This window comes from Streptomyces sp. NP-1717, assembly GCF_022695985.1.
GTDB lineage: Bacteria > Actinomycetota > Actinomycetes > Streptomycetales > Streptomycetaceae > Streptomyces.
This window is the reverse complement of the sequence record NZ_JAAPBF010000199.1, coordinates 1-13,590: the sequence shown is the minus strand read 5'-3', so window position 1 is coordinate 13,590 and position 13,590 is coordinate 1. Positions and strand designations below refer to the sequence as shown.

General features: G+C 73.1%; 10 protein-coding genes and 1 pseudogene. 3 read left to right on the top strand and 8 right to left on the bottom strand.

Annotated features, from left to right (window positions below):
* The 3 genes from GXP76_RS28300 to GXP76_RS28290 all read right to left on the bottom strand — a co-directional run.
* The coding region (locus GXP76_RS28300) for an SWIM zinc finger family protein (RefSeq protein ID WP_242574455.1) at positions 1–679 on the bottom strand (679 nt) is incomplete at its 3' end.
* Complete coding sequence (locus GXP76_RS28295) at positions 676–3,585, bottom strand: SNF2-related protein (protein ID WP_242574454.1); 2,910 nt, start codon at positions 3,583–3,585, stop codon at positions 676–678. The genes GXP76_RS28295 and GXP76_RS28300, both read right to left, overlap by 4 nt.
* A 160-nt stretch (positions 3,586–3,745) precedes the next feature.
* Positions 3,746–4,231 (bottom strand): DoxX family protein, encoded by a 486-nt coding sequence (locus tag GXP76_RS28290; RefSeq protein ID WP_242574453.1) that lies wholly within the window; start codon positions 4,229–4,231, stop codon positions 3,746–3,748.
* Positions 4,232–4,413: 182 nt separating this feature from the next.
* Here GXP76_RS28290 and GXP76_RS28285 point away from each other — a divergent pair, with 182 nt between their 5' ends.
* On the top strand, positions 4,414–4,797 hold the full coding sequence (locus GXP76_RS28285) for a DUF6343 family protein (RefSeq protein WP_242574452.1): 384 nt from the start codon (positions 4,414–4,416) through the stop codon (positions 4,795–4,797).
* Here the strand turns inward: GXP76_RS28285 and GXP76_RS28280 are convergent.
* From GXP76_RS28280 to rpsA, 4 genes are all read right to left on the bottom strand, one after another.
* Positions 4,742–5,131 (bottom strand): tetratricopeptide repeat protein, encoded by a 390-nt coding sequence (locus GXP76_RS28280; RefSeq protein ID WP_242574451.1) that lies wholly within the window; start codon positions 5,129–5,131, stop codon positions 4,742–4,744. The genes GXP76_RS28285 and GXP76_RS28280 overlap by 56 nt on opposite strands.
* 78 nt (positions 5,132–5,209) lie before the next feature.
* Positions 5,210–5,815 (bottom strand): dephospho-CoA kinase, encoded by a 606-nt coding sequence (gene coaE, locus GXP76_RS28275; RefSeq protein WP_242574450.1) that lies wholly within the window; start codon positions 5,813–5,815, stop codon positions 5,210–5,212.
* 107 nt (positions 5,816–5,922) lie between these two features.
* Entirely contained in the window at positions 5,923–6,861 is a 939-nt protein-coding gene (locus GXP76_RS28270) for a PAC2 family protein (protein ID WP_242574449.1), read from the bottom strand.
* 290 nt (positions 6,862–7,151) lie between these two features.
* Positions 7,152–8,672 (bottom strand): 30S ribosomal protein S1, encoded by a 1,521-nt coding sequence (rpsA, locus tag GXP76_RS28265; protein WP_242574448.1) that lies wholly within the window; start codon positions 8,670–8,672, stop codon positions 7,152–7,154.
* A gap of 384 nt (positions 8,673–9,056) precedes the next feature.
* On the opposite strand from rpsA, the gene GXP76_RS28260 reads away from it, so the two are divergent.
* Positions 9,057–9,872 (top strand): class I SAM-dependent methyltransferase, encoded by an 816-nt coding sequence (locus GXP76_RS28260; RefSeq protein WP_242574447.1) that lies wholly within the window; start codon positions 9,057–9,059, stop codon positions 9,870–9,872.
* A 4-nt stretch (positions 9,873–9,876) separates the two neighbouring features.
* Complete coding sequence (locus tag GXP76_RS28255; protein ID WP_242574446.1) at positions 9,877–12,801, top strand: ATP-dependent RNA helicase; 2,925 nt, start codon at positions 9,877–9,879, stop codon at positions 12,799–12,801.
* Positions 12,802–12,867: 66 nt separating this feature from the next.
* On the opposite strand, the pseudogene GXP76_RS28250 reads toward GXP76_RS28255, so the two are convergent.
* Positions 12,868–13,590, bottom strand: a pseudogene (locus tag GXP76_RS28250) (lytic transglycosylase); the annotation flags it as partial.

Here is a 13,590-nt window from a genome sequence, read left to right as displayed (position 1 = left end):
GCAGGGCCCGCGGGGTGCGGGGGGTCATCGCCGTGGCCGCGTCGACCGTGGGCATGGGCGGCGGCGCCGTGCCCCGTTCGGCGGCGGAGCGGGTGGCGTTGCGGCGGGTCAGGTCGGCAAGGATCTCGTGCTCGCCCCGGCCGCGCATCAGGAAGAGAACGAACGGGTCCTCGTCGAGCAGCCGGGCGGTCTGGTAGCAGAGCGCCGCCGCGTGCTTGCAGGGGTAACCGTCGTCGGGGCAGGAGCAGTCGGGCGTCAGGTCACCGGCGGTCGGCAGCAGGTCCGCCGAGGCGGCGAGGGCGTGCGGCATCTCCTTGTCGAGGAGGGCGGCGATGTGGTCGGGGCGGGCCGCCGCGGCGTCGAGGAGGTCTTCCCAGTCGTCGTCGCCGAGGGTGCGCAGCCGGATCTCCGTGCGGTACGGGCGGGGCCGGGAGCCGTGCACATAGGCCATGACCCGGCCCGGTGTGACCGTGATCGCGTCCACGTGTCCGCGACCCGCGTAGGCGCGCCCGCGCTGCAGCCGGGCGGGGTCGAGCGCCGAGTCCTCCATGGACTCCACCCAGGAGTTGCCCCACCAGCTGGTGGCGAAGTCCGTACCGCCGGCCGGGCCCGGCCTCGGCGGCAGGGCCGGGAACGTACGGCGGCGTTCGTCGTGCCGGGAGGCGCGCGGCGCGGTCATGACGGCCTCCGCAGCGAGACGAGATCGGCCAGCTCACGGTCGGTCAGCTCGGTCAGGGCTCCTTCGCCCGAGCCGAGCACGGCATCGGCCAGGGCACGCTTGGCGGCGAGCATCTCGGCGATGCGGTCCTCGACGGTGCCCTCCGCGATCAGCCGGTGGACCTGCACGGGCTGTGTCTGGCCGATGCGGTAGGCGCGGTCCGTGGCCTGCTCCTCGACGGCCGGATTCCACCAGCGGTCGTAATGCACGACATGACCGGCCCGGGTGAGGTTGAGGCCGGTGCCGGCGGCCTTGAGGGACAGCAGGAAGACGGGAACCTCTCCGGACTGGAAGCGGTCCACCATCCGTTCCCGTTCGGCGACGGGCGTGCCGCCGTGCAGCAGTTGGGACGGGATCGCGCGGGAGGTGAGGTGCGCGGAGAGGAGCCGCGCCATCGACACGTACTGCGTGAAGACCAGGACCGAGCCGTCCTCGGTCAGGATCGTGTCGAGCAGTTCGTCGAGCAGGGCGAGCTTGCCGGACCGGCCGGTGAGCCTGGCCCGGTCCTCCTTCAGATACTGCGCCGGGTGGTTGCAGATCTGTTTGAGGGCGGTCAGCAGCTTCATGACCAGTCCGCGCCGGGCGATGCCTTCCGCGTTCTCGATGGCGGCCATCGTCTCGCGCACGACGGCCTCGTACAGGGACGCCTGTTCGCGGGTGAGCGGCACCGGGTGGTCGCTCTCGGTCTTCGGCGGCAGCTCGGGCACGATCCCGGGGTCGGACTTCTTGCGGCGCAGCAGGAAGGGCCGGACCAGCCGGGAGAGCCGTTCCACGGCCTCGTCGCTCGCGGTGGTCCCCGCCGATCCCGCGTGCTCCACGTTCTCCACGGCGCGGGCGTGGCGGGCGCGGAACGACTTGAGCGGTCCGAGGAGGCCGGGGGTCGTCCAGTCGAGGAGCGCCCACAGCTCGGAGAGGTTGTTCTCCACGGGGGTGCCGGTCAGCGCGACACGGGCGGGCGACGGGATCGTGCGCAGCGCCTTCGCGGTGGAGGAGAACGGGTTCTTGACGTGCTGGGCCTCGTCGGCGACGACCATCCCCCAGGTGTGGGCGGCCAGTTCGGGAGCGCTGCCGCGCATCGTGCCGTACGTGGTGAGGACGAATCCGTCCGTCACCCCCTCCAGCGAGCGGCCCGATCCGTGGAAGCGGTGGACCGGGACTCCGGGCGCGAAGCGGGTGATCTCCCGCTGCCAGTTGCCGAGGAGGGACGCGGGGCAGACGACGAGCGTCGGGACCGGGCGGGCGCGGTGCAGATGGAGCGCGATGACGGTGATCGTCTTGCCGAGGCCCATGTCGTCGGCGAGGCAGCCGCCGAGGCCGAGCGAGGTCATCAGGTCGAGCCAGGCCAGGCCGCGCAGTTGGTAGTCGCGCAGGGTGGCGTCCAGGCCGGCGGGCTGCCCGACGGCTCCCGGGCCGTGGACGAGCCGGTCACGCAGGACCGCCAGCGCTCCGGTCGGCACCGCCTCGACCGGGTCGCCGTCCACCTCGGCCGAGCCGGTGAGGGCGACGGCCAGCGCGTCGACCGGGTCGAGCAGGCCCAGCTCCCGCTTGCGCGCCTTCCTCACGAGGTCGGGGTCGATCACCACCCACTGGTCGCGCAGCCTGACGATCGGCCGGTGCGACTCGGCGAGCGCGTCCATCTCCGCCTCGCTGAGCGGATCGCCGTCGAGCGCCAGCTGCCAGTTGAACTTGAGCAGTTCGGCGCTGTCGAAGAAGGGCGTGCCGTCCGTGGCCGAGCCGGGCGCGGGGCGTACGACGGCCGCGGCCGAGAGCGTACGGGCCAGCTCTCTCGGCCAGTGGACGGCCACTCCGGCGGCGGCGAGGCTCGCGGCTCCCGGGCCGAGCAGGTCGTACAGCTCGTCCTCGGAGAGCGGCAGCACGGCGGGGACGTCGTACTCCAGCAGACGGGCGAGCGGCGGCCAGACACGGGCGGCGCGGCGCAGCGCGAGCAGGGCGTCGATCCGGGCGCGGGGTCCGAAGACGTCGTCTCCGTCGCCCGCCCAGAGCCGGGCCGCGTCCATGACGAGCGTCGGGTCGGCGAGGCTGTGGACCTGGACGAGGGCGGCCCCGGCGCGCCGCTCGGCGCCGGACTCCTCTGTGGTCTTCGGCGCGGACGAGGAGTCGAACAGCTCGTACGCGGAGAGGTCGAGGCGCAGCGAGACGCGCACCCCGGCGTCCATCCCGGCCGCCGCCTCGGCCGCCCAGGGGCGGGCGCGGGGCAGGTGCTGCGCGGCCTGCGCGGCGAAGGGCGCGCCCGCGGCGAACGCGGCGGCGGGCGTACGGGGCAGGGCGTCGGCGACCGCGTCGAGGAAGGCGCGCACCAGCGCCTCCGGCTCGGGCAGCCGCGGCGGGAGCGCCTCGGGGAGCGGGACGGCGTGCGCCTCGTACGGCATGGCGGCGGCGATGGCCCGGAGCTGGGCGATGTCGTCCGCGTCGAGGGGGCCGGCCCGCCAGGCGTCGTGGTCGGACGCGGTGAGGCCGGGCAGCAGCCTGCCCCGGGCGGACAGGTGCAGGGCGTGCAGCGCGGCGGCGCCCCAGCAGGCGGCGGAGGGGTGGGCGGAGGCGTCGGAGCGGGCGCGGACCAGCAGGGGCACCGCCTCGGCGACGGGCATGAGCACCGCGCGGACGACACGGGTGCGGACTCCGGGGCCGTCCGCCGGGGCGGCCGTGGAGGCGTGGTCGGCAGGACGGGCGGGGTCCGCAGGAGTCACGACCGTGAGGTCGGTCGTGCGGAGGTCGCCCTCGGCGGCCGGCTCCCCCTCCGGGGCCCAGAACGCGACCCGTCCTTCACGGGGCAGCCCGGCGGGCAGGAAGACCGCGGCGCAGCCGGCCAGGGGCGTCGGCGCGTGGGTCGGCACGTCCGGCGTCATCGTCACCCACTCCCTCCGCCCGGGTCGCACACCTCAAGATCTCGTTACTTCGCGAGTCTAGGCGGGGGGTCTGACAGCGCCCCCGTCATGCCTGAAGGCCGCATCCCCTCACGGTGTGAGGATGCGGTCTTCAGGCATGACGGGGCAGGTCGGCCACCGGTCAGATCCGGCTGCGCACCAGCGCGACGAATTCGGCGGTCCGCTGCCGCCGGACCCACGCGACCACGGCGAAGAGGGCCAGGAAGATCACCGGCGTCAGCGCGTTCTCGCCGTCGAAGACGGTCAGCTGCGTGATGAAGGCGCCGATCATCAGGCCGATGAGCGCGATCGCCGAGACACCGGAGAGGACCGGGATCAGCAGCGCGACGGCGCCGGCCACCTCCAGGACGCCGGTGAGATACATGAACCAGTCGCCGAAGCCGATCGTGTCGAACGAGTCGGCCGCCGACGAGTGGCCGACGAGCTTCGGGCCCGCGCTCGCGACCGCCAGGAACAGCGCCAGGACGATCTGGAGCGTGCGCACCGTCAGGTCCGTGCGGCGCGAGGGCCCCGTGTGGGCGGGGGAAGTTGCGGCGGACGCGGGCGCGGTCTGCGGGGTGGTCCGCGCGGGCGCGGTCTGCGTGGGGATGGTCGTAGCCTCGGACATGGGGGGTCTCCTCCGTGATGCGCGTGGTGTGGCTTTCAAGGAGGTAGACACCCGCCCCGCCGGGAAGTCATCGCTCTCCGGGCGGTCGGACCGGCGAAATCGCCGTCGGTTCGTTTCGGGTCCCGCGCCCCGGTGGATCAGGGGCGCGGACCGGGTACATCTCTCACAGGAGGTGCGATGCCATGCGCACCGGAAGTGAACCGCTCACCGCCCGCAGTCCGCTGCGGATGCGCTGGTGGCTGAGTGTCTGGGGCCTGATCTGGACCGGATTCGGTACGGCGGCCTTCGCGATCGCCGGCCGTCCGGGCTGGGCGATCGCCTGCGGGGTGCTGCTGCTGATCGTCGCGACGGATTTCCTGGTGGTCGTCCACCGGAAACGGCAGGGTTCGCGCTTCCAGCCGGGCCGTGACGTCCCGCCGTTCGAGGATCACAGCCACCGGAACGCCGGGACGGGGACCGGGACCAGCGGCGGTTACGGGAACGGGAACGGTGGCGAAGGGATCGAAGAGGTCAGTCGCCGGAGACGGGACCGGACCCCGACCCGGAGTCGAAACGCGCGGCTTTGAGGTACTCGGGCCTGGGATCGAGCGCGGCGGCCAGTCTGAAGTGCTTCGTCGCCTGCTCGGGCCGCCCCGCCCGCTCGTAGGTGCGGGCCAGTGCGAAGTGCGCGAAGGCGTTGTCCGGCTCGCGCTCCAGGACCAGCTCGAACTCAAGCTCCGCGGGCCGCAGTTGGGCGGCGGCGAAGAACGCGCGGGCGCGCAGCAGCCGGGCGGCCGTGTTCTCGGGGTGCGCCGCGATCACGGAGTCCAGCAGTTTGACGGCACCGCGCGGATCACGCGCGGCCAGCAACTGTTCCGCGGCGCGGTAGTCGATGACGTGGGTCTCCGGGCTCTCGGGCACGGTCCAATCCTTCCCCTACGGTCCGCGCGTTCAACGTCGCACGGATTGGCGGTATGACAGAGCCGGCCGCCGGGCGCCTCAGCGGTGGGCGGCGGCCCGCTCCACCAGCCGCTCCCAGACGTCCCTGACCTGCGGCTCCAGTTTCTCCAGCGGCCCGTCGTTGTCGATGACCAGATCGGCGGCGGCGTTCCGCCGCTCGCGGGTGGCCTGCGCGGCCATCCGCGAGCGGGCCTCGGCCTCCGCCATGCCCCGCACCCGTACGAGCCGGTCGAGCCGGGTCTCGGAGGACGCGTCAACGACGACCACCACGTCGTAGAGCCCGGTCAGCCCGTTCTCGACGAGGAGCGGCACGTCGTGGACGACGATCGCGTCCTCGCCCGCCGCGCCTTCCAGCTCCTCCGAACGCGCCCTGACCAGGGGATGGACGATGGCGTTCAGGGTGGCGAGCTTCTCGCTGTCGGAGAAGACGAGCGAGCCCAGCTTCGGCCGGTCGAGCCTCCCGTCGGCGGTGAGGACGCCGGGCCCGAAGGCGCCGACAACAGCGTCGAGCCCGGGAGTCCCGGGCTCGACAACCTCTCTGGCGATCTTGTCCGCGTCCACCAGCACCGCGCCGTACGAGACCAGCAGTCGGGAGACTTCACTCTTTCCGGCACCGATCCCGCCGGTCAGGCCCACTTTCAGCATGCCTGGCAGCTTAGGCCGTGGATCTGCCTCTTACGAGACGTCGTCCGCACGGGACATTCCGGCGCCGCGCGCCGCACGCGGGCGCCCGGCGCCTCGTATCCCGCGTGCTACGCGTCGCCCTCCCGCTCGGCGAGGAACTTCTCGAACTCGCGCCCGATCTCGTCCGCCGACGGAAGCTCCGCCGACTCGGCCACCAGATTGCCCCTGCTCTCGGCGCCGGCCACCGCGTCGTACTGATGCTCAAGGCCCTGCACCATCGTCACCAGCTCTTCGTCTCCCTCGCCGAGCTGGCGCTCGATCTCGGTCTGCGTGCGCTGCGCCTCCGTACGGAGGGCGTGCGCGACGCCGGGCAGGACGAGTCCGGTCGCCGCGGTGATCGCCTCCAGGGCGGTCAGCGCCGCGTCCGGGTAGGAGGACCGCGCCACGTAGTGCGGGACATGGGCGGCCACGCCGAGCACGTCGTGCCCGGCCTCCATCAGGCGGTACTCCACGAGCGCCTCGGCGCTGCCGGGCACCTGTGCCTCGTCGAAGGGGCTGCGGTGGCCCGGCATGAGGTCCGTGCGGTTGCCGTGCGGGGTGATGCCGACGGGGCGTGTGTGCGGGACGCCCATCGGGATGCCGTGGAAGTTGACGGCCAGCCGTACCCCGAGACGCTCCACGACCTGTCCCACGGCCGCCGCGAAGCGCTCCCACTCGACGTCGGGCTCGGGTCCCGACAGCAGCAGGAACGGGGCGCCCGTGGCGTCCTGGACGAGTCGCACCTCCAGCGTCGGCGTCTCGTAGCCCGACCAGCGGTCGCGCTTGAACGTCAGCAGCGGGCGGCGGGCCCGGTAGTCGACCAGTCTGTCGTGGTCGAAGCGCGCCACCACCTGGTTCGGCAGCGACTCCAGCAGGTTTTCGACGATCTGGTCGCCGGTCTCCCCCGCGTCGATGTAGCCCTCGAAGTGGTAGAGCATGACAAGACCCGCGGACTCCTGGGCGAGCGCCATGTCGACGACTCCCAGGCCCTTGGGCTCCCACTCGTACAAATCCTGCGGATCAAGCACGATTACCGGTCCTCCTCGTGTTCCTCAGGAAGAACGCGCCCTGGGGCGTGAGCATTCCCCACCCGTGCGCCCCGCATCCGGCCGGGCACGCGGTCGGCGAAGAACCCGCGCCGGTGGTACGGGAGCCAGGACGCCGACCCCGTACGGTACTTGACGCCGCGAACGCCCCGGTCACCCCCGATCACCAGGCCCTGCCCCGACCCCGCCCCGGGAGCACGCGTGAGGCCCGCTCCCCGAAGGGAGCGGGCCTCACGTTCAGCTGTCTACCGGCCGACTACGGGGTCGGAGCGTCAGCTCTGGCCACCGGCCAGCTTCTCGCGCAGGGCGGCCAGGGCCTCGTCCGACGCCAGGGCGCCGGAGTTGTCCTGGGACTCCGAGGAGTACGAACCGCCGCCACCGCCACCGCTGCCACCCGAGGCGGCGGGAGCGGCGCCCGCCGGGGCGGCAGCGCCCTCGGCAGCCGCGGCCTCGTCGGCCTCGCGGGACTTGATGACCTGGGCCTGGTGCTGCTCGAAGCGGGTCTGCGCCTCGGCGTACTGGGTCTCCCACACCTCGCGCTGAGCCTCGAAGCCCTCGAGCCAGTCGTTGGTCTCGGGGTCGAAGCCCTCGGGGTAGATGTAGTTGCCCTGGTCGTCGTACGAGGCAGCCATGCCGTACAGCGTCGGGTCGAACTCGACCGAGGCCGGGTCGCCGCCGAACGCCTCGTTGGCCTGCTTCAGCGAGAGGCTGATGCGACGGCGCTCGAGGTCGATGTCGATGACCTTGACGAAGATCTCGTCGTTGACCTGGACGACCTGCTCCGGGATCTCCACGTGGCGCTCGGCCAGCTCGGAGATGTGGACCAGACCCTCGATGCCCTCGTCGACGCGGACGAACGCGCCGAACGGAACGAGCTTGGTGACCTTGCCGGGAACGACCTGGCCGATCTGGTGCGTCCGGGCGAACTGCTGCCACGGGTCTTCCTGCGTCGCCTTGAGCGACAGGGAGACACGCTCGCGGTCCATGTCCACGTCGAGAACCTCGACGGTGACTTCCTGGCCGACCTCGACAACCTCGGAGGGGTGGTCGATGTGCTTCCAGGAGAGCTCCGAGACGTGCACGAGACCGTCGACACCGCCGAGGTCCACGAACGCACCGAAGTTGACGATCGAGGAAACGACGCCGGAGCGGACCTGGCCCTTCTGCAGGGTCGTGAGGAACGTCTGGCGGACCTCGCTCTGGGTCTGCTCGAGCCAGGCACGGCGGGACAGGACCACGTTGTTGCGGTTCTTGTCCAGCTCGATGATCTTGGCCTCGAGCTCCTTGCCCACGTAGGGCTGGAGGTCGCGGACGCGGCGCATCTCGACGAGAGAGGCCGGCAGGAAGCCACGGAGGCCGATGTCGAGGATGAGTCCACCCTTGACGACCTCGATGACGGTGCCGGTGACGATGCCGTCTTCTTCCTTGATCTTCTCGATCGTGCCCCAGGCGCGCTCGTACTGCGCACGCTTCTTGGACAGGATGAGCCGGCCTTCCTTGTCCTCCTTCTGGAGAACGAGGGCCTCGATCTCATCGCCCACGGCGACGACCTCGTTGGGGTCGACGTCGTGCTTGATCGAAAGCTCGCGGGAGGGGATGACGCCTTCGGTCTTGTAACCGATGTCGAGCAGGACCTCGTCCCGGTCGACCTTCACGATGACGCCGTCGACGATGTCGCCGTCGTTGAAGTACTTGATCGTCTCGTCGATCGCGGCGAGGAATGCTTCCTCGTTACCGATGTCGTTGACCGCAACCTGCGGGGTGGTGGCGGTGGTCTCGGTGCTGCTCGTCATGTGGGTAAAGGCTCCGGTACGGACATTGAGTCGTAGGTACTGCCACGCCGAGAGCCCGTATCGCCATCTGCCGGAAACCGGACAGCCAAGGAAGCGCCATTCCCGAGAGGAAGGCGCCTCGACAGCCGAGGGGACCCACAACAGATGCGAGCGCGGCCTGCTACGTCTGAGGCGCGCAAGCCCGCAGCGCAACCTTTAGCATACGGGGGCAGCCGGACACGGTCAATGCGCGAAGGCGCACACCCGGGGCGGAACGCCCCATACCCGGCACAACAAACGTTTCATGAGGCCACGACGGCCGCGCGGCGGCCCGAGCCGCTGACCGAACGGCTACGGGACGGCACGGTTCGTGACGCCTCTCCGCACACTACGACGACGGACACGATGAGCCAAGAGCAGGCAGAGCAGCAGGAACCGGAACCCACCCGCCGCGACAGCGACAGCACCGAGAGCAGCCGCGCCAACCGGGGCTGGTGGAACCGGAACGCCGACGACTACCAGATCGAGCACGGCACCTTCCTGGGAGACGACCGGTTCGTCTGGGGACCGGAGGGCCTGGACGAGGTGGAGGCGGAGCTGCTGGGCCCGCCCGAGTCCCTCAAGGACCTCGACGTCCTGGAGATCGGGGCGGGCGCGGCGCAGTGTTCGCGCTGGCTGACGAGGCAGGGCGCGCGCCCGGTGGCGCTCGACCTCTCCCACCGGCAGCTCCAGCACGCGCTGCGCATCGGCGACGACGTGCCTCTTGTGGAGGCGGACGCCGGGGCGCTGCCCTTCCGGGACGGCTCCTTCGACCTGGCGTGTTCCGCGTACGGCGCGATCCCCTTCGTCGCCGATCCGGTGCGGGTGTTCCGCGAGGTACGGCGGGTACTGCGGCCCGGCGGGCGCTGGGTCTTCTCGGTCACGCACCCGATCCGCTGGGCGTTCCCGGACGAGCCCGGGCCCGAGGGCCTGTCGGTGGCCTCGTCGTACTTCGACCGCACCCCGTACGTGGAGCAGGACGAGCGGGGGCGCGCGATGTACGTGGAGCACCACCGGACGGTGGGCGACCGGGTACGGGACGTGGTGGCCGGCGGTTTCCGGCTGGTCGACCTCGTGGAGCCGGAGTGGCCGGCCTGGAACACCCAGGAGTGGGGCGGCTGGTCGCCGTTGCGCGGGAATCTGATCCCGGGGTCGGCGATCTTCGTCTGCGTACGAGACTGAGGGTGTGATCCGCGACGACGTCCTCGGCAGTCTGCCCGTCCGTACCGCCCTTCCCGCGCTGGAGGCGGCCCTCGATGGGCCGGGGTGCGCCGTGCTGTGCGCGCCGCCCGGCACGGGCAAGACGACGCTGGTCCCGCTGGTGCTGGCCGGGCTCGTGCGGCCCGGCGGGGGCGCGCGGGGACCGCTGCGGCGGGTGATCGTCGCCGAGCCGCGCCGGATCGCCGCACGCGCGGCGGCCCGGCGCATGGCGTGGCTGCTGGGCGAGCGGGTCGGCGGCAGCGTCGGGTTCACGGTGCGCGGGGAGCGCGTGGTGGGGCGCGGGACGGTGGTGGAGGTGGTGACCACCGGGGTGCTGCTCCAGCGGCTCCAGCGCGACCAGGAACTCGGCGGTACCGACGTCGTGATCATCGACGAGTGCCACGAACGGCACCTGGACGCGGACACGGTGGCGGCCTTCCTGCTGGACGTACGGGCCACGCTCCGGCCCGAACTGCGGCTGGTGGCCGCGTCCGCGACGACCGACGCCGAGGGGTGGGCGCGGCTGCTGGGGGACGCGCCCGTGGTGGAGGCGCGCGGAGTGACGCATCCTTTGGAGGTCGTGTGGGCGCCGCCGCCGCGTCCGGTGCGTCCCCCGCACGGCATGCGGGTCGATCCGGCGCTGCTGACGCACGTGGCCTCGGTCGTACGCACCGCGCTGGCCGAGCGCCCGGGCGACGTGCTGGTCTTCCTGCCGGGCGTCGGCGAGATCGGCCGCGTGGCGGGCCGGTTGGGCGGCCCGGACGCACTGGGCGCCGAGGTGCTCCAGGTGCACGGCCGAGCGCCCGCGGAGGTGCAGGACGCGGTGCTGGCGGGGTCGGGGGGCGGCAACCGCCGTGTCGTACTGGCGACTTCGGTGGCGGAGTCGAGCCTGACGGTGCCGGGTGTGCGGGTGGTGGTCGACTCGGGGCTGGCGCGTGAGCCGCGTACGGACCACGCGCGGGGGCTGAGCGCGCTCACCACGGTGCGCGCCTCGCAGGCGGCGGCCCGGCAGCGCGCGGGACGGGCGGGGCGCGAGGCGCCGGGCGCGGTGTACCGGTGCTGGGACCAGGCCGAGGAGGCGCGGCTCGCGCGGTTCCCCGCGCCGGAGATCAAGGTCGCCGACCTGGCGGCGTTCGCCTTGCAGGCGGCGTGCTGGGGCGACCCGGACGCCTCGGGGCTCGCACTGCTCGACGCGCCGCCGGCGGGGGCGCTGGCCGCCGCGCGTGCGGTGCTGACGGCGATCGGCGCGGTGGACGCGGAGGGCCGGGTGACCGGTCGCGGCGTCCGGATGGCCCGCCTCGGCCTGCACCCACGCCTGGCACGCGCCCTGCTCGACGGCGCGCGGGAGGTGGGCGCCCGCCGGGCGGCGGAGGTGGTGGCGCTGCTGAGCGAGGAACCGCCGAGGGCGTACGGGGACGACCTGGCGTCCGCGTGGCGCACGGCGAGACGCGGCGGCGACGGCTACGCGACGCGCTGGCGCCAGGAGTCCAGAAGGCTGGCCTCGGCCCTGCCGGGGAACCCGGAGGGGGCGGGGCGGGGCGGCGCCGACCGGGACGACAAGGCCGCCGAGGCGCGCCGTGATGGAGGGGACGGCAGCGGCACGCGCGGAGCTTTGGACGCCGACGGGCCCGATGCGGCCGACGCCACCAGTACCGACCGGAACGAGCACCCACGCCGGGGTGACGGGGCCGCGAGAGCCGCCCGTGCCGGGCGGGACGACAAGGCAGGCGAGGCGCGTCGCGACGGACGAGACAACGGAGCCGCCGAGGGCGGCGGCGGCACCGACCGGGCCGGGAACAGCCCGAACGAGCGGCCACGCGGCAGTGGAGAGGCGCGCCGTAACGGAGGGGACGGCGGAAGCGCCGGCGAAGGCGGCGCCGAGCGGGCGCGGACCGTCCTGGGCGAGCGCCCGGGCGGTTCGGACCGGGCAGGTGGGTTGGCCGATGACCTCGTCGCCGGGGTGGTGGCCGCTTTCGCGTTTCCCGAGCGGGTGGCGCGGGCGCGGGGCGCCGGGGCGTTTCTCATGGTGTCCGGGACCGGCGCGGAGTTGGGTGACGGGTCCGCGCTGCGCACCGCGCCGTGGCTGGCCGTCGCTGTCGCGGACCGGCCCGCGACGGCCGCTTCTGCGCGGGTGCGGCTGGCCGCCGTCATCGACGAGGACACGGCCCGTGCCGCCGCCGCGCATCTGCTCGTCTCGGGCCAGGAGGTGCGCTGGGAGGACGGTGACGTCGTCGCCAGGGACGTACAGCGGCTCGGCGCGGTCGAACTGTCCGCGCGGCCGCTTCGCGACCCCGACCCGGCACGGGTAAGGGCGGCGTTGCTGGACGGTCTGCACCGCGAGGGACCCGGCGCGCTGCTGCGCTGGACGCGCGACGCGCACGCGCTGCGGGATCGACTGGGCTTTCTGCACCGGGCGTTGGGCGCCCCGTGGCCCGACGTCTCGGACGCCGCGCTCCTCGACGGCGCGGACGACTGGCTGGAGCCCGAGCTGTCGAAGGCCCGGCGCCGCGCGGATCTGGCCCGGATCGACGCGGGCCAGGCGCTGCGGCGTCTGCTGCCGTGGTCCTCGGGCCAGGCGAGGCGGCTGGACGAGCTGGCGCCCGAGCGCGTCCTGGTGCCGAGCGGGTCGCGCGTACGTGTCGACTACGGCGGGGAGCAGCCCGTACTGGCGGTGAAACTGCAGGAGTTGTTCGGTCTGACGGCGACGCCGACGGTCGCGGGGGTGCCGGTGCTGGTCCATCTACTCTCCCCCGCCGGGCGTCCCGCGGCGGTCACCGCCGACCTGGCGTCCTTCTGGCGGGACGGCTACCGCGCCGTACGCGCGGAGCTGCGGGGCCGCTACCCGCGGCACCCGTGGCCGGAGGACCCCACGCGGGCGGTGGCGACACGGAAGCTGAACGACCGTCGCTGAGGCATGAGCGCGCCGCCCCCTCCACCGTGGCGGAGGGGGCGGCGCGCGCTCGGTGACCGGCCGAGTCTAGGCGGGGGCCGCCACCTTCAGTTCGATCGTGACCTTCGCGCCGCCGGCCGTCTCGATGCGGAGCAGGAACGTGCCGACCGCGTCGTCCGCGAAGATCTTCGGGAGGACGAGCACACCCTGGTCGTTCGTCTTCAGCCCCGTCAGGGATCGCAGCGGCTGACCCGCCGCGTCCTTGAAGTGCGGGCCCTTGTCGGCGGGCGACGCGTCGTCGGCCGACTTGATCATGGTGGCCTTGACCGCCACGCCCCGGGCGATCTCGCCCTGGTGGGTGGCCCTGACCTCCACGCTGTCGGCGAACTCCGCGCCCGGCGCCGCCGTCAGCTCCTTGTCGCCGGTCCTGACGACCGCGTCCGCCTGGCGCTCGGTGACCGTCGCCGTGAAGTCGACGGCCGGGACCTTACGGTCCACGACACTCGCCCGCACCGTGAACTCGCCGGTCTTCTCGCCCGCCTGGAGCGCGGGCGCCGTGGCGGTGCCGTCGGTGCCGCTCGTGACGACCGCCGTCTTCCCGCCGCCCGCGAACTTCGCGTCCGTGTCGCCGACGATCAGGAACTGCACCGCAACCTTGCCGACGGCCTTGCCCTTGGCGTCCTCGCCGCGCACCGTGACGCGCTCCGCGAACGCCTCGCCGGCCGTGGCGGAGAGCTTGCCGGTGCCGGCGTTCTCCAGCCGCTCGACGGTCGGCGCCGGAGTGGTGGGCGGCGGAGTCGTCGGGGGCTT